Here is a 15,935-nt window from a genome sequence, read left to right as displayed (position 1 = left end):
GAGGGGGGCGAGATCGAGCGGGGCCCTGACCGGGGTACCCCGGTCAGGGGGCCAGGATGTCCAGTTCCTGGAGTGCCCCGACCGTGATCTCCCGGGTCAGCGACTCCGCGCGGACGGCGTCCCGCGCGCGGACCGCCTCCGCGAGCCGGACGTGCAGGGTGACGGCGGCCGGATCGGGGTCCTCGAACATCACGTCGTGGTGGGTGCGGCCGGTGAGGACCTCGGCGACGACATCGCCGAGACGGGCGAACATCTCGTTGCCCGACGCGGTAAGGATCACGCGGTGGAAGGCCACATCGTGGAAGAGGTACTGGTCCAGCTTGTGGCCGCTGGAGTTGGCGACCATGCCGAGCGCGCAGGCGGTCAGTTCGGCGCGCTGCTCGTCGGTGGCGTGCCGGGCGGCCAGGCTCGCCGCGACCGGCTCGACCGCCGAGCGCAGCACGGTCAGCGAGCGCAACTGGCGCGGCCGTTCGCAGCCGGCCAGCCGCCAGCGGATGACCTGCGGATCGTAGACGTTCCACTCCCGCTCGGGCAGGACGGTCACCCCCACCCGGCGGCGCGACTCGACCAGGTGCATGGACTCCAGGACGCGGACCGCCTCGCGCATCACCGAGCGCGACACCTCGAAGCGCTGCGCCAGCTCGTCGGTGCGCAGAACGCTGCCGGCGGGGTACTCGCCCGCGGTGATGGAAGGCCCGAGGGAGTCCAGTACCCGGCCGTGCAGCCCCCGGCCCGTTGTGCTCATGCACTCAGCGTACGTGCCGGATCACGGGAAGAAAAAGTCAGACTTATATGTCACAGCCCCTTGAATTCGTCGTACCTTATGCGTTTCAGTTGCGTCGACATCACGTGTCGACGAAGACAGCGAGAGCATGATGCAGCGACTCCAGACCCCCCATGTCGTCGTGGTCATGGGCGTGGCGGGCACCGGGAAGACCACCATCGGTCCCCTGCTCGCGGCGCGCCTCGGCGTTCCCTACGCCGAGGGCGACGACTTCCATCCGCCGGCCAACATCGCCAAGATGACGGCCGGCACCCCGCTGACCGACGACGACCGGTGGCCGTGGCTGGACGCCATCGGCACCTGGGCGCACGGGCGGGCGGGACTGGGCGGGGTGGTGAGCAGTTCGGCGCTGAAGCGGGCGTACCGTGACCGGCTGCGGGCGGCCGCCCCCGGGGTGGTGTTCGTGCATCTCACCGGCGACCGCGCACTGATCGAGGACCGGATGTCCCACCGGCAGGGCCACTTCATGCCGACCGCGCTGCTCGACTCGCAGTTCGCCACCCTCCAGCCGCTGGAGGAGGACGAGGCGGGGGTCGCGGTGAGCGTCGCCGGCGGCCCCGAGGAGATCGCCGCGCGGGCGGTCGACGCCCTGCGGGCGCTCCCCGAGCCCACTCGGTAGGCCCCTGCCACCCCCGGACGCCCCACCCCCGGACGCCCCACCCCCGGACGCCGCCCCGCACCCCCGCACCCCCGTCACCGCACCACCATCACCGCAAGGGATTCACCGTGACCAGACTCAGCGTCGAGATGCTGGCAGCGGACACCGTCGAGCCGATCACCTCGGCCGGCCATGCCCAGTTGGGCATCGCCGTGCTGCTGGGCATCGCCGTCATCGTCCTGCTGATCACCAAGTTCAAGCTGCATGCCTTCCTGTCCCTGACCATCGGGTCGCTGGCGCTCGGCGCGTTCGCCGGGGCGCCGCTGGACAAGGTGATCACCAGCTTCACCAGTGGACTGGGCTCCACCGTCGCGGGCGTGGGCGTGCTGATCGCCCTCGGCGCGATCCTCGGCAAGATGCTCGCCGACTCCGGCGGCGCGGACCAGATCGTGGACACGATCCTGGCCAAGGCGTCCCCGCGCTCGATGCCGTGGACGATGGTGCTGATCGCCTCCGTCATCGGGCTGCCGCTCTTCTTCGAGGTCGGCATCGTCCTGCTGATCCCGGTCGTCCTGATGGTCGCCAGGCGCGGCAACTACTCGCTGATGCGGATCGGCATCCCGGCGCTGGCCGGCCTGTCCGTGATGCACGGTCTGGTGCCGCCGCACCCCGGTCCGCTGGTCGCGATCGACGCACTCGACGCCAACCTCGGGGTGACGCTGGCGCTCGGTGTGCTGATCGCCATCCCCACGGTGATCATCGCCGGTCCGCTGTTCTCGAAGGTCGCGGCCCGCTGGGTGGACGTCCCCGCCCCGGAGCGGATGATCCCGCAGCGCGCCTCGGAGGACTTGCAGAAGCGTCCCGGCTTCGGCGCCACCCTGGGCACCATCCTGCTGCCGGTCGTGCTGATGCTGGCCAAGGCGCTCGTCGACATCATCGTCGACGACCCCGACCACCTGGTGCAGCGCGTCTTCGACGTCATCGGCAACCCGCTGATCGCCCTGCTCGCCGCCGTCATCGTCGGAATCTTCACGCTGCTGCGGCCCGCCGGGTTCGCCAAGGACCGCGTCACGGGCCTGGTCGAGAAGGGGCTCGCGCCGATCGCGGGCATCCTGCTGATCGTCGGCGCGGGCGGCGGCTTCAAGCAGACGCTGATCGACTCCGGCGTGGGGCAGATGGTCCTGGAGATCTCCGAGGACTGGTCGATCCCGGCGCTGCTGCTGGCCTGGCTGATCGCGGTGGCGATCCGGCTGGCGACCGGTTCGGCGACGGTGGCGACCGTCTCGGCGGCCGGTCTGGTCGCGCCGCTGGCGGCCGACATGTCGACCACCCACGCGGCCCTGCTGGTGCTCGCCATCGGCGCCGGTTCGCTCTTCTTCAGCCACGTCAACGACGCCGGCTTCTGGCTGGTGAAGGAGTACTTCGGGCTCGACGTCGGCCAGACCATCAAGACGTGGTCGCTGATGGAGACGATCATCTCGGTGGTCGGCGGCGGTCTGGTGCTGCTCCTGTCCCTGATCCTTTAGCTCCCCCGGCCGATCAGGTGGCCGGTCTTTCCGGCTTCTGATCGTTCTCCCGCTGCTCCTGGTTGGATGGCCGCATGAGCGCTGCTGACGAGATCCTCGACATCGTCGACGAGCACGACCGGGTCGTCGGCCGGTCGCCGCGCGGTGCGGTGTACGCCGGAGGGCTGCGCCACCGTTGCGTCTTCGTCCAGGCCAGGGACGCCGAGGGACGGATCTTCGTACACCGCCGGACACCGGAGAAGCTGGTCTTCCCCTCCCTGTACGACATGTTCGTCGGCGGGGTGGTGGGCGCGGGCGAGTCCTACGACGACGCGGCGCTGCGCGAGGCGGAGGAGGAACTGGGGGTGCGCGGGCTGCCGCGCCCGCGGTTCCTCTTCAAGTTCCTGTACGACGACGGCGGCGGCCGCACCTGGTGGTCGGCGGTGTACGAGGTGCGGTGCGAGGCCGACGTACAGCCGCAGGCGGAGGAGGTGGCCTGGCACGCGTTCCTGCCGGAGGAGGAAGTGCGGCGGCGGCTGGACGAGTGGGAGTGGGTGCCGGACGGGCTGGCGGCGTACGAACGGCTCGTCGGGGATGCGGGCCCGGACCGGTCCTGACCTGGTGGGCCGGGCCGGCCGGTGTGCGCCGGCCCGGCCGATAAGGTCGCTCACGTGATCGACTTCGCACGGAACGTCCGGCTCTGGTTCGCGCCCGAGGAGGTGCGGCGGGAGGGCAGGACACCCGACTACCGGTTCTCGCTCGCCAACGAGCGCACCTTCCTCGCCTGGCTGCGCACCGCGCTCGCGCTGATCGGCGGCGGCTTCGCCGTGGACCAGTTCCTTCCCGGTCTGCGCTGGGGCTGGCGGGTGGGCCTGGCGCTCGCGCTGCTGGCGTCGGGCGTGCTGTGCGCGCTGCGGGCGGTCGACCACTGGGTGCGCTGCGAGCGGGCCATGCGCCGGGGCGAGGATCTGCCGGTCTCCCGCTTTCCCGCGCTGCTCGGTGTGGTCGTCGCGGTCGTGGCCGTCGCCATGGTCGCCGTGGTCCTGGCCGGGTGGGAGGGATGAGCGACCCTGGCCGGGTGGGAGGGATGAGCGACGGTCCCGGCGGGGCCGCCGTCCCCGCCCGGGACCCGGGGTTGCAGCCCGAGCGCACGCGGCTGGCCTGGCGCCGGACCACCCTGGCGGGCGCGGTGGCCGCCGTGCTCGCCACGAAGAGTGCGCTGCGCGGTGACGCCTCGGCCGTCTCCGTGGCCGCCGGGGTCCTCACCGGCGTCCTGTGGCTGGGCCTGCTGCTCCTCGCCCACCGGCGCATCAGCACCGTCGCGTCCTCGGGCCACCCGCCGGCGCTCGGCCCGCCGCACGCCGCCGCCGTCGCCCTGTGCACGGTGGCGATGGCCGCGTGCGGGGCGGTGCTGATCACGAATTGAGCGCGGGCACGATCCTGTGCGGCAGGTCCACCGGGCCGGGGCGGACGAAGGGTGGCGTCCGCCGTGGTGGTCGACGGCGTACGGGTCCCTCGGTCAGTGGCCCAGGGCCGCCGGCACCCGTGGCCCCGATCACGTTCCGCTTTCCCTCTGGACGGCATACCGACCGGTCGGCATCATGTGTCCCGGTACTGTTCAGCCCCCCCCGGAGGAGCCACGATGAGCCCCGATCATCCGCCAGGACTCGACCTCGACCGGCTGCGGGCGCTGCTCGACCGCGAGCGGCCCGGCCTGGTGAACGGCCCGCTGACCGGCAGGCTGATCGAGGGCGGACGGTCGAACCTCACCTACTCGGTCTCCGACGCCTCCGCGCGCTGGGTGGTGCGACGCCCGCCGCTCGGCCATGTGCTGGCCACGGCGCACGACATGAAGCGCGAGCACCGGGTGATCAGCGCGCTGCACCCGACCGAGGTGCCGGTGCCCCGCACCGTACTGCTCTGCGAGGACCAGGAGGTCCTCGGAGCGCCGTTCTACGTGATGGAGTTCGTCGAGGGCACGCCCTACCGCACCGCCGACCAGCTCGCCCCGCTCGGGCCCGAGCGCACCCGGGGCGCGGTGCTGAACCTGGTCGACACGCTCGTGGCGCTGCACGCGGTGGACCCCGGTGCGGTGGGCCTCGCCGACTTCGGCCGCCCGGACGGCTTCCTGGACCGGCAGCTCCGCCGCTGGGCCAAGCAGCTCGACGCCTCCCGCGACCGCGAGCTGGCCGGCATCGACGAGCTGCACGCCACGCTCGGCCGGGAACTGCCCAGCTCCCCCGCCCCCGCCGTGGTGCACGGCGACTACCGGCTGGACAACGTCCTGATCGGCGACGACGACCGGATCAAGGCGGTCCTCGACTGGGAGATGTCCACTCTCGGCGATCCGCTGACCGATTTGGGCCTGCTGGTGATGTACAGCCAGCGGCTCGGCATGCCCGACTCGCCCGTCTCCACCACCGCCGAGGCGCCCGGCCATCCCTCGCCCGAGGAGCTGATCGAGCGGTACGCGGCGCGCTCGGGGCGCGATGTCTCGGCCGTCTCCTGGTACACGGCGTTCGCCTGGTTCAAGCTCGCCGTGATCCTGGAGGGCATCCACTACCGCTACACCCTGGGCCAGACGGTCGGGCGCGGCTTCGACCGCATCGGCGACCTGGTCCCCGTCTTCATCGACCACGGACTGACCACCCTTCAGGAAGGCTGACCCGCATGGACTTCGCGTTCGACGCGCGCACCGAGGAACTGCGCGCCAAGCTGCTCGCCTTCATGGAGGAGCACGTCCACCCCGCCGAGCGGACCGCCCATGAGCAGCGGGCCCTGCTCTCCTCGCCGTGGCAGACCCCGCAGGTGGTGGAGGACCTCAAGGCGGAGGCCCGGCGCCAGGGCCTGTGGAACCTCTTCCTGCCCGACGCCGAGCACGGCGCGGGGCTGACCAACCTGCAGTACGCGCCGCTCGCCGAGATCACCGGCCGCAGCCCGCAGCTCGCGCCGACCGCCACCAACTGCGCGGCGCCCGACACCGGGAACATGGAGGTGCTGGCGCAGTTCGGCGACGAGGCGCAGAAGAAGCGGTGGCTGGAGCCGCTGCTCGCCGGGGAGATCCGCTCCGCGTTCGCGATGACCGAGCCGGAGGTGGCCTCCTCCGACGCCACCAACATCACCACCCGCATCGAGCGGGCCTCCGACGGAGCCGACGAGTACGTCATCACCGGCCGCAAGTGGTACATCTCCGGGGCGATGAACCCGGACTGCGAGATCTTCATCGTGATGGGCAAGACCGACCCGGACGGCGACGACATCCGCCGCCAGCAGTCCATGGTGCTGGTCCCGCGCGACACCCCGGGCGTCACCGTCGAACGGGCGATGCACGTCTTCGGTTACGAGGACCACTGGCACGGCGGCCACGCCGAGGTGGTCTTCGACCACGCGCGCGTGCCGGTGTCGAACCTGATCGGCGAGGAGGGCGGCGGCTTCGCCATCGCCCAGGCCCGGCTCGGCCCCGGCCGCATCCACCACTGCATGCGGCTGATCGGCATGGCCGAGCGGGCGATCGAGCTGATGTGCCGGCGGGCGGTGTCCCGTACCGCGTTCGGCAAGCCGCTCGGCCAGCAGGGCGTGGTGCAGAACTGGATCGCGGACGCGCGGGTCGCCGTGGAGCAGCTCCGGCTGCTGGTGCTGAAGACGGCCTGGATGATGGACACCGTCGGCAACCGGGGGGCGCACGCCGAGATCCAGGCCATCAAGATCGCCACCCCGCGCACGGTGGTCGGCATCCTCGACCGGGCGATCCAGTTGCACGGCGCGGGCGGGGTGAGCCAGGACTTCCCGCTGGCCGAGCTGTACGCCGGCGCCCGCACGCTGATGCTCGCGGACGGCCCCGACGAGGTGCACCAGCGGTCGCTGGCCCGGCGGGAGCTGAAGAAGTACCTCTAGTTCCCCCGGGCCCTCAAGCTCTCGGGGCCTCGGGTCCTCGGGTCAGGGTCTGAGCGCGCGCAGCAGGAGGTCGGCGAGGTGGTCGGCGACCTCCTGCTTGCTGAGCGGGCCGTCGGGGCGGTACCAGGTGGACAGGTGGTGGATGGACCCGAAGTGGTAGTCCACCACCAGGTCGGCCGGGGTCTCCTTGGTGAAGACGCCGGTCTGCTGGCCCTCCTCGATGAGCGCGCGGAAGCGTTCGTGGTAGCGCCGGCGCTCGGCGCGCACCTGGAGGTTCTTGTCCGGGCTCAGGTGGTGCATGGACCGGAAGAAGATCGACGCGTCGTCGAGGTTCTCGATGGTGGTGACGACGACGTCGGCCGCCGCGCCGCGCAGCCGCTCGCCGACCGGCTGGTCGGCGCCCGCGAAGGTGTCCAGGCGCTCCTGCTGGAGGCGGAGCACCCGCGCGTAGACCTCGTGCAGCAGGTCGTCCTTGGAACCGAAGTAGTGGTACAGCGCTCCCTTGGTGACGCCCGCCGCCTCGACGATCTCCTGCACCGAGGTGCGGTCGTAGCCCTGCTCCGCGAAGAGCCGGGTGGCGGCGGCCAGGAGCCGCTGCGGTACCGGGGTCGTGTCCCCGTCCGTCGTCCTGGGCACTGCCGCCACCTGCCTTTCCGTGACACTGCTCGTGAGGAGTCAGTCGTGGGTGGTACGGGAACGCAGTTCCCGACGGAGGATCTTGCCACTCGCCGTCTTCGGCAGTTCGGGCAGGATCTCCACCTGGCGCGGGTACTTGTACGCCGCCAGTCTCTCCTTGCAGTACGCGGCGAGCGCGTCGGGCTCGGTCCCGGCCCCCGGACGGAGGCTGATGTACGCCTTCACCGTCTCCCCGCGGTACTCGTCGGGCACCCCGACGACGGCGGCCTCGCGCACCGCCGGATGGGTGTAGAGGACGTCCTCGACCTCGCGCGGCCAGACCTTGAAGCCGGACGCGTTGATCATGTCCTTCTTGCGGTCGACCACGTACAGCCAGCCCTGGGCGTCCATGAAGCCGATGTCGCCGGTGCGCAGTTCGCCGCCGGGGAAGGTCTCGGCGGTGGCGTCGGGGCGGCGCCAGTAGCCGGGGACGACCTGGGGGCCGCTGACGACGATCTCGCCCTGCTCGCCGAAGGGGACCTCCGCGCCCAGGTCGTCGACGATCCGGACCACCGTCTCGGGCCCCGGCACGCCGACCGCGAGGGTGCCGGAGACCGGGTCGACGGGTGCCTCCAGGTGGGGCGGGACCGCGGCGCAGGGCGCGGTGCACTCGGTGAGCCCGTAGCCGTTGCGGAGGTAGGGACCGAAGCCGGCCCGGAACTTCTCCACCAGGGCGGGCGGCAGCGGGGCGCCGCCGGAGGAGATGTTCGTGAAGGAGGCGAAGTGGGCGCGGGTGACGTCCGGGTGGGCGGCCAGGGCCATGAAGGCGGTGGAGGGGCCGACCGTGTAGTGCGGCCGGTGCTCGGCGAAGGCGTCGAGGACGACGCCCGGCTCGAAGCGGTGGACGAGGACCAGGTTGCCCGCGCTGTTGAGGCAGGCGCCGAGCTGGCAGACCATGCCGGTGATGTGGAACAGCGGCGCGAGCGCGAAGTACACCGGGGCCTCGGGCAGGGCGAGGCCGGTGCGCTGGCGTTCGGCGTTGTACATGACGTTGCGGTGGGTGTTGGTGGCGCCCTTGGGGGCGCCGCTGGTACCCGAGGTGTAGCTGATCAGCGCGGTGTCGCCGGGGGCCGGGTCGCGGTCCTCGGGGGCGGCGTGGCCCGCGCGGGCGGCCTCGGTGAGGTCGTCGGTGCCGGCGGCGCGGGGCAGCCGCTCGAAGGAGAGCACGCGCGGGTCGCCGCGGGTCTGGAAGTCCAGCTCGCAGGCGGTCAGCACGCAGGTGACCGGCGAGTCGGCCGCCGTCTCGCGCAGATACGACTCCCAGGCCCGGTCGGAGCAGATCAGCGCCACCGCCTCGGAGTCCCGCAGGACGTGGCCGACCTCGCCCGACTTGTACATCGGGTTGACGGGGACGACGACCGCCCCGGCCTTCCAGGCGCCGAGGACGGCGAGGACGAAGTGCGGGGAGTTCTGGAGGAGGACGGCGACCCGGTCGCCGCGCCGCACCCCGCGGGCGGCGAGGTGACCGGCGACGGAGTCGCTCAGCCGGTCCGCCTCGCGGTAGGTCAGGCGGCCGTCGAAGTAGGTGAGGAAGGTGCGCCGGGGATGCTCGGCGGCGACCCGGCGCAGCGCCCGCGCCAGGGAGTCCTCCGGGTGGAGCGGCGCCTTCTGGGTCTCGGTCAGCAGGGCGAGCCAGGGCTTGGCCGCGTAGGGCGAGCCGGCGGCGGGGCGGGAGGCGGAGTCCGGGGCGGTCACCGGTCCCTCGCCTCCTCCCACTGCCGCTGGAGCCGGTTCATGCCGCGCACCCAGCGCTCCGGTTCGCCGGCCCGCGCCCGGTAGTACTCGGCGACCTCGGGGTGCGGCAGGATCAGGAAGCGGTCCTCCGCGATGCCCTCGAACAGGGCCTGGGCCACCGCCTCGGGCTCGATCGCGGTCGGCGCGAGCACCAGGTCGCCCGCGCTGCCGCTGCCGGTGAGCATGTCGGTGCGCACGCCCTGCGGGCAGATCGCGTGCACCTTCACCCCGCGGTGGCGGTACGTCAGCGCCAGCCACTCGGCGAAGGCGTACGCGCCGTGCTTGGTGACGCTGTAGGGCGCGGCGCCGATCATGGTGAGCAGTCCGGCGGCGGAGACGGTGGAGACGAAGCGTCCGGCACCGCGCTCCAGCCAGTCCGGGAGCAGGTCGTGGGCCGCGCGGACGTGGGCCATCACGTTGACGTCCCAGGCGAGCGCCCAGACGGCCTCGTCGGCCTGCTCGCTGCCGCCGGAGCCGACGCCCGCGTTGGCGCAGTACACGTCGATCCGGCCGCCGAGCGCGTCGCGGGCCTCGGCGACGATCACGGAGGCGTCGCCCGGGACCGCGGTGCCGCCGATCTCCTCGGCGACCGCCTTCGCCCGGTCCGCGTCCAGGTCGTTGACGACGACCCGGGCGCCCTCGGCGGCGAAGCGGCGGGCCAGCGCGGCGCCGATACCGCCTCCCGCTCCGGTGACGACGACTCCGGCGTCCTGTACGGCTTCCACCATCGGTCTCCTTCGACGCGACGCGACACGGCTCCCGGCACCCAGCTCGCGGCACCCGGCACCCGGCTCACCGCTCACCGCTCAGCGGTCCGCTGCTCAGCGACGCCAGACTAACCAGTCGGTATGTGCGGCGGAAGAGGTGTTCGCCGGTCGGCCTCGTTCCGTCCGGGCCGGACGGCGGCTAGCGTGCGTGGGCATGACACGCGCGCCGCTCATGGAGGTCACCGACATGACGCTGTCCCGACGGACCCTGCTCGCCACCACGGCCGTGGTGACGGCCGCCGCGGGCGGAAGCGCCCAGGCCGCGGCGGACGCCGGCGGCCGGCTCCGTACCGGCTTCGAACGGCTCGCGGCCGGCGGGTACGCGCCGCTGGCAGGGCAGCGGGTCGGCGTGGTCACCAACCCGACGGGCATCACCCGGGACGTGCGCCACCTCGTCGACGTCATGCACGCGGACGACCGGGTGGACCTCACCGCCGTCTTCGGCCCCGAGCACGGGTTCCGGGGCACCGCGCAGGCGGGCGGCTCGCAGGGCCGCTACGACGACCCGGCGACCGGACTGCCGGTCTACGACACGTACCTGAAGAGCGGGCAGCCGCTCGCGGACGTCTTCACCGCGTCCGGCGTGGACACCGTGGTTTTCGACATCCAGGACGCGGGCGCGCGTTTCTACACGTACATCTGGACGCTGTTCGACTGCATGGAGGCGGCCCGGCTGGCGGGCAGGCGGTTCGTCGTACTGGACCGGCCGAACCCGGTGACCGGGCGGGCCGCGCTCGGCCCGGTCCTGCACAAGGAGTTCGCGACCTTCGTGGGGCGGGAGCCGATCGCGCAGGCGCACGGCATGACCGTCGCCGAGCTGGCGCGACTGTTCAACGGAGAGTTCCTGACCGCGCCGGTGGAGCTGGAGACGGTGCCGATGACCGGCTGGCGGCGGTCGGACTTCTACGACGCCTCCGGGCTGCCCTGGGTGCCGCCGAGCCCGAACATGCCGACGCCGGAGACCGCGCTGGTGTACTCGGGGACCTGCCTGTTCGAGGGCACGAACCTGTCGGAGGGGCGCGGCACCACCCGCCCGTTCGAACTGCTCGGCGCGGAGGGCGTCGACGGGCGGTGGGCGGCCGCCGCCAACGAGGCCGGCCTGCCCGGCGTGCGCCTGCGCGAGGCGTACTTCGCCCCGACCTTCTCCAAGTTCCAGGGGAAGACGGTCGGGGGCGTGCAGCTCCATGTGCACGACCGGGCGGCCTTCGACCCCGTGCGCACCGGGATCGCGCTCCTGGTGACCGCCAGGCGGGTCTGGGACGGCTTCGCCTGGCGGCCGGACAACTGGATCGACAAACTGACCGGCTCCACCCGGGTGCGCACGATGATCGACGCCGGTGCGGACACCGACGAGGTGGTGGCCGGCTGGCAGGCGGAACTGGCGGCGTTCCGCAGGGTCCGCCGCCAGTACCTGCTCTACCGGTGATGCTCTACCGGTGACCGCCGCCGGGGCCGGTCACCGATGTGAGGGGAACTCCACCACCTGCTGGTAGGTCGGCCGGTTCTGCCAGGCGATCGGGGCGTGCTTGATGCCGCCCAGGGTGCGGTGGATGATCGCGTCCGCGCACCACTGGTCGCCGGCCGCGCAGGCGTCGTCGCCGGGGTAGACCTGCGCCGCCGTCCTGCCCGCCGCCTCCTTCAGGGTGGTGAGCAGCGCGCCCCGGCAGGCGCCCACGGCGCCGCCCCCGCAGTAGGTCCGGGCGAGCGGCCCGCGCACCGTCTCCCCCAGCACGGCGCGCAGATCTTTGTCGACAAAGCTCCACCAGCCGTACTGGAAGGCGCTGCCGGCGTGGCCGCCGGTCGGGCCGTGGGCGGCGGACGGTGCCTCGTCCACGGGCAGGTTGCGGGTGAAGGCGGTGTACAGACCGGTGCCGAGGCCCGGTTCGAACTCGGCCCGCACCAGCAGCGGCCACCACGCGTCGAGCACCCGGATCGCGTCGGCGTGGGCGTACTTCTTCGCCCCGGCCGAGGTCTCGGTGCGCTTGCCGCCCGCCGACAGCCAGGCCCGGAGCCGGTCGACGGCCGTCGCGGCGGCGGGGTCGGTCACCGGGGCGGTGTCGATCACCTTCAGCAGCTCCGGCAGCACGTCCTCGGCGCGCAGGTCGGTGAGGCCCGCGTCGGCCATCGCCCGCACCAGGGAGGCCCGGGTGACACCGCCCTGCGCGACCAGTTCGCGCACCCGGTCGTCGAGCAGGTTCCCGCGGTGGACGGAGCCGGTGCCCCAGGACGCGGTCGAGTAGCCGCGGGCCACCTTGTTGTTCCAGGAGACGTAGTAGTCCTGGTCCGCCGAGGCGGGGTGGGCCGAGGCCGGGGTGTAGGCGGCGGTGTTGCCCGCCGGGTCCCAGTCGCGCCACTCCCGCTCCGGGCGCGCCCAGACGGGGAAGTCGGCGTCGACGCCGTCCGCCCGCACCGGGTTGTCGCCGCTGTTGTAGTACGCGGTGTGCTCGGAGTCGGCGTAGAACCAGTTGAAGGTGTAGTTGATGTGCCGCACCGCCCGCTGGAAGTCCTGCGGGCCCTTGACGTAGTCCGGGTCGTTCAGCATCTGGAAGCCGATGATGGAGTCCGCCTCGTGCAGGAAGGACGAGCGCAGCGAGGTGTAGGCGACCTTCTTGCCGCCCACCGTCGCGCGGTACTCCACCGGCCCGTACCTGGTGCGCCAGACCCGCATGGTGTACGAACCGGCCGCCGTGGAATCGGCCACGGTCGGCTTCCAGGCGTTCTTCCGCTCGACCAGTTCCATGGGCACGCAGGTGCCGCGGTACAGGTAGTGGTGGTCGTCCTGGCACAGCTCGACGGCGTAGGTGTCGATGATGTCCTGGCCCGAGGTGGTCGCGCTCCACGCGTAGTCCTGGCCGCGGCCCAGTTCGACGTACATGCTCAGGCCCGCGAAGGAGGCGCCGCGGGCGCTGAGGCCGGGGCCCTGGATCTCCTGGAGCATCAGGAGCTGGGGGGCGAAGTAGCCGGTCTGCGGGCCGAAGACGGCGATCGGGTGGCCGCTCGCGGTGTGGTCGCCGCTCACCACCAGGGCGTTGGACATGCCGCGCCTGGCGGTGGAGACGGCCGCGCGGGCCGGTTGGCCGCTCGCCGCGGCGGCGCTGCCCGTACGGTCGTACACCAGCGGTTGCGCCGTCACCGACCCGGCGTCGGGCAGGGCCCGGCCCTGCGGGTTCTGCGGCGCCGGCAGGTACGGGAAGCTGCCGTCCCGGACGGTGCGGACCGCCTCGGGGTCGTCCCGCTGGCGGAAGGACTCCCAGACCTCGGTGCCCGCGGCGACGCCGTACTTCTCCTGGGCGGCGAGCAGCGACAGCGCGTTGTCGACCTCGCCGCCGCCGCCCGAGCCGAAGAGCGAGCCGATGACGGAGGCCAGCGCGACCAGGTCGGCCGGCCTGAAGTGTTCGATGGTGCCGGCGTTGGTGATCGCGTCCTTGTGGCCGGTCAGGACGTACTCGCCGGGGAAGTTGCGGGCCTGGTCGGAGGTGTCGATGTAGGCGTTGATGCCGGCCACGTAGGCGTCGACGTCGGCCAGTGCCTGCTGCCCGCGCTCCCCCGACTTCGCGGCGGCGCTCGCGATCTGGGCCTCCAGCTCGGCCTCGGTGTACGGGGCGCTGCGCCAGAACTGCTGTTCCAGGCCCTGGTTGGCCGGGGCGCCGCCCGCGAAGGAGGTCAGCTCGCCGCGGCCGACGTGGCGGAAGAGGTCCATCAGCCACAGCCGGTCCTGGGCGGCGGCATAGCCCGCGCCGAACTCGGTGCCGTAGCGGGTGGTACCGGTGATGTGCGGGACGCCCCTCTTCTTGTCCCGGACGATCGTCACGTCGGTGCGGCCGGCCGGGCGGACGGTGGAGGCGACCTGGCCGGCCGGGACGCCGAACGAGGACTCGTCGAAGAACGAGTTGATGGTGCCGTCGGTGAGCGCGGGATGCCCGGTGGCCAGGTTCGCGTACGGGCCGAGCTGGTCCTCGGCGTGCGCGGGCTGGGTGCCGAACGCCTGGTTGAGCAGGATCTGGGCGAGGGTCGCGTTGCCGTTCTGGCCGGGCGGCAGGATCTCGGAGCACTGGCCGCCGCAGTGGTCGGCGGCCGCCGCCTCGACGGCCCGCGTCTCGGCCGCTTGCGTCGCGGACGGGGCGTCGGCCGCCGATGCCGGGGAAAGAGGGGACAGCAGACCGGTGATGAGGACGCATAGCGAAGCCGTCTTCAGGAACCCGTGGAACCTGCGGGGAGTTCTCGGTCTGTAGAGGGCGTTGCGTGGGGTGCGTCGTGGCATGGCGGCTCCTCCCGACGGGGGTGGGGCCGGACGCTACCGGCGGTGTCCCCCGGGATTGAAGGTGAACATGCGTCACTTTTCGAAGTCGGCACAGCGGACACACGGACCACAGGAATCGACTGCAGAGGCGGCTCGGCCGGCTTATGGGGTCCATCGGAAATCGGATGGAGCCGATTCGCGTGTCGATACGTCTATTCGGCAACGTCCGTACGAGGCCGTACAGGGACGCCGAAGTGACCGGAAAACAGGTGCAGGTGTGACGGAGGTGCAGGGCGATGGCCGGTTTCCGAAGTCTGGCGAGACAGGTTCGCGATCCACGGGGCGACCTGGCGCTGCGGCGTTACTCGCTGCGCAAGTGCCTTGAGCGGTTCGCCCCCTACGGGCACCGGGCGACCTGGGACCACCTGTGCTCCCGGTGGGGTTTCGCACCGGAGGACAGGTCACCCGACCCGGCGCGGCTCGTGGCCGCACTGGGCGAGTTGGAGGAGGCGCGCTCGGTCTGGCTCGCCTACGAGGTCGACTTCGCCGAGCGGCGCAGGAAGGAGAAGCACGACGGGCTGCGCAGGCCCGGCAGTGTGGACGACTGGCACCGGCTGACCTGGGGCGGGTTCGGGGTGGCGTGGTGCGACGACCCGCGGCGGCATCCCCATGAGCCGCTGGCCGAGGTGCTGCGCCGGATCATCGCCGCGCTGGAGCGGGAGCCGGGCGCCCTCTGCCCGGTGTGCGCGGGCGAACGGCTGTGGTGGAAGTACGACCTGGACCACGAGCCGTCGGCGGGTCCGGTCTGCGCGGACTGCGGAATCCTGGTGCCGAGGCCGGTGCTCACGTCCGAGGCCCTGGCGGCCACCCGGCGCGGTCACCTGCTGATGTCCGCCTGAACCGTACGCCTTGCGGGCCGGGAACGGGCCGGGAACGGGGGGCGCGTGACCTGGATGCAGGTGTGTGTGAACGGGGCCCGGGGGCCGGCCGACGGCACGGCGGTGCCGCTGTCGCCCGGGGCGCTGGCCGGCTCGGCGGCCGGGGCGGTGGCGGCCGGCGCCGCGGACGTCCATGTCCACCCCAAGGCGCCGTGCGGGCGGGACACGTTGTCGCCGCGGGTGCTGGCGGCGACGCTGGCGGCGCTCCGGGCGCGGCTGCCGGCCTCCGTCCGGGTGGGCGTGACCACGGGCGCGTGGGCGGAACCCGACCCGGCCGCCCGGCTGCGGCGGGTGCGTGCGTGGACCGTGCTGCCCGACCACGCCTCGGTCAACTGGCACGAGCCCGGCGCCGAGGAGATCGCCGCCGCCCTGCTGGAGCGGGGTGTGGGTGTCGAGGCGGGGCTGTGGTCCGGGACGGACGGCGCCGCCCGGTTCGCGCGCTCACCCCTCGGGCCGAGGGTACTGCGCGTCCTCGCCGAGGTCACGGAGACCGACCCGGCCGCCGCGGTCCGCTCGGCGCGGGGCCTGCTGTCCGCTCTGGGCGCCGCGCACGGCCGGCCCGTACTGCTGCACGGCGAGGACGCCGGCGCCTGGCCGGTGCTCCGCCTGGCGGGCCGGCTCGGCCTGCGCACCCGCGTCGGCCTGGAGGACACGCTGTTCCTGCCGGACGGCCGACGGGCCGCCTCCAACGCGGAGTTGGTGGGCGCCGGGCTGACCGAGTGGAGGACGGCGCGGGAGGGCGGGGGGCGACGGCGGGGGATGAGGTGCGAGGGCGGGAGCGACGGCGGGGAGTGAGGTGC

Annotated in this window: 15 protein-coding genes; 10 read left to right on the top strand and 5 right to left on the bottom strand. The window is 72.7% G+C overall.

From position 1 onward, the window contains the following. Nucleotides 1-43: 43 nt before the first annotated feature. Nucleotides 44-745: a FadR/GntR family transcriptional regulator gene (locus tag ABEB00_RS01030; RefSeq protein WP_345616812.1), complete on the bottom strand. Its 702-nt coding sequence runs from the start codon at nt 743-745 to the stop codon at nt 44-46. A gap of 130 nt (nt 746-875) precedes the next feature. On the opposite strand from ABEB00_RS01030, the gene ABEB00_RS01025 reads away from it, so the two are divergent. The 7 genes from ABEB00_RS01025 to ABEB00_RS00995 all read left to right on the top strand — a co-directional run bounded on the left by ABEB00_RS01025 (nt 876) and on the right by ABEB00_RS00995 (nt 6,781). Next, on the top strand, nt 876-1,403 hold the full coding sequence (locus tag ABEB00_RS01025) for a gluconokinase (protein WP_345616842.1): 528 nt from the start codon (nt 876-878) through the stop codon (nt 1,401-1,403). Between the two features lie 107 nt (nt 1,404-1,510). Next, the gene (locus tag ABEB00_RS01020; RefSeq protein WP_345616811.1) at nt 1,511-2,908 is read left to right on the top strand and encodes a GntP family permease; all 1,398 of its coding nucleotides are present in this window, start codon (nt 1,511-1,513) and stop codon (nt 2,906-2,908) included. 74 nt (nt 2,909-2,982) lie between these two features. After that, entirely contained in the window at nt 2,983-3,504 is a 522-nt protein-coding gene (locus ABEB00_RS01015) for an NUDIX hydrolase (protein ID WP_345616810.1), read from the top strand. Nucleotides 3,505-3,558: 54 nt separating this feature from the next. Next, a complete protein-coding gene (locus tag ABEB00_RS01010) occupies nt 3,559-3,951 on the top strand; it encodes a YidH family protein (RefSeq protein ID WP_345616809.1) in 393 nt (130 codons plus the stop codon). 23 nt (nt 3,952-3,974) lie between these two features. Further along, nucleotides 3,975-4,313 carry a DUF202 domain-containing protein gene (locus tag ABEB00_RS01005; RefSeq protein ID WP_345616808.1) on the top strand — a complete coding sequence of 113 codons (339 nt, stop codon included), beginning with the start codon at nt 3,975-3,977 and terminating at the stop codon, nt 4,311-4,313. A gap of 216 nt (nt 4,314-4,529) precedes the next feature. Further along, the gene (locus tag ABEB00_RS01000; RefSeq protein ID WP_345616807.1) at nt 4,530-5,552 is read left to right on the top strand and encodes a phosphotransferase family protein; all 1,023 of its coding nucleotides are present in this window, start codon (nt 4,530-4,532) and stop codon (nt 5,550-5,552) included. Between the two features lie 5 nt (nt 5,553-5,557). Continuing rightward, nucleotides 5,558-6,781 carry an acyl-CoA dehydrogenase family protein gene (locus tag ABEB00_RS00995; RefSeq protein WP_345616806.1) on the top strand — a complete coding sequence of 408 codons (1,224 nt, stop codon included), beginning with the start codon at nt 5,558-5,560 and terminating at the stop codon, nt 6,779-6,781. Between the two features lie 42 nt (nt 6,782-6,823). Here the strand turns inward: ABEB00_RS00995 and ABEB00_RS00990 are convergent, their stop codons facing one another. From ABEB00_RS00990 to ABEB00_RS00980, 3 genes are read right to left on the bottom strand one after another with little or no spacing between them, the layout of a single operon-like run. Next, nucleotides 6,824-7,417 carry a TetR/AcrR family transcriptional regulator gene (locus ABEB00_RS00990; protein ID WP_345616805.1) on the bottom strand — a complete coding sequence of 198 codons (594 nt, stop codon included), beginning with the start codon at nt 7,415-7,417 and terminating at the stop codon, nt 6,824-6,826. Nucleotides 7,418-7,456: 39 nt separating this feature from the next. Next, nucleotides 7,457-9,151 carry a class I adenylate-forming enzyme family protein gene (locus ABEB00_RS00985; RefSeq protein ID WP_345616804.1) on the bottom strand — a complete coding sequence of 565 codons (1,695 nt, stop codon included), beginning with the start codon at nt 9,149-9,151 and terminating at the stop codon, nt 7,457-7,459. Then, nucleotides 9,148-9,918, bottom strand: a complete 771-nt coding sequence (locus tag ABEB00_RS00980) for an SDR family oxidoreductase (RefSeq protein ID WP_345616802.1) — start codon at nt 9,916-9,918, stop codon at nt 9,148-9,150. The genes ABEB00_RS00985 and ABEB00_RS00980 overlap by 4 nt, the downstream gene beginning before the upstream one ends. Before the next feature lie 226 nt (nt 9,919-10,144). On the opposite strand from ABEB00_RS00980, the gene ABEB00_RS00975 reads away from it, so the two are divergent. Further along, on the top strand, nt 10,145-11,383 hold the full coding sequence (locus ABEB00_RS00975; protein WP_345616841.1) for an exo-beta-N-acetylmuramidase NamZ family protein: 1,239 nt from the start codon (nt 10,145-10,147) through the stop codon (nt 11,381-11,383). A gap of 30 nt (nt 11,384-11,413) precedes the next feature. Here ABEB00_RS00975 and ABEB00_RS00970 read toward each other — a convergent pair whose 3' ends face one another. Continuing rightward, complete coding sequence (locus tag ABEB00_RS00970) at nt 11,414-14,218, bottom strand: penicillin acylase family protein (protein WP_345616801.1); 2,805 nt, start codon at nt 14,216-14,218, stop codon at nt 11,414-11,416. 275 nt (nt 14,219-14,493) lie between these two features. On the opposite strand from ABEB00_RS00970, the gene ABEB00_RS00965 reads away from it, so the two are divergent. After that, nucleotides 14,494-15,096, top strand: coding sequence for a hypothetical protein (locus tag ABEB00_RS00965; protein ID WP_345616799.1), 603 nt, complete (start codon nt 14,494-14,496; stop codon nt 15,094-15,096). Between the two features lie 54 nt (nt 15,097-15,150). Continuing rightward, complete coding sequence (locus ABEB00_RS00960) at nt 15,151-15,930, top strand: 3-keto-5-aminohexanoate cleavage protein (RefSeq protein ID WP_345616840.1); 780 nt, start codon at nt 15,151-15,153, stop codon at nt 15,928-15,930. Nucleotides 15,931-15,935: the final 5 nt, after the last annotated feature.

Origin of the sequence: Streptomyces ziwulingensis (assembly GCF_039542605.1) — a bacterium.
Classification (GTDB): domain Bacteria; phylum Actinomycetota; class Actinomycetes; order Streptomycetales; family Streptomycetaceae; genus Streptomyces; species Streptomyces ziwulingensis.
The sequence above is the reverse complement of the archived record's forward strand: the minus strand, read 5'-3'. Positions and strand labels throughout refer to the sequence as shown.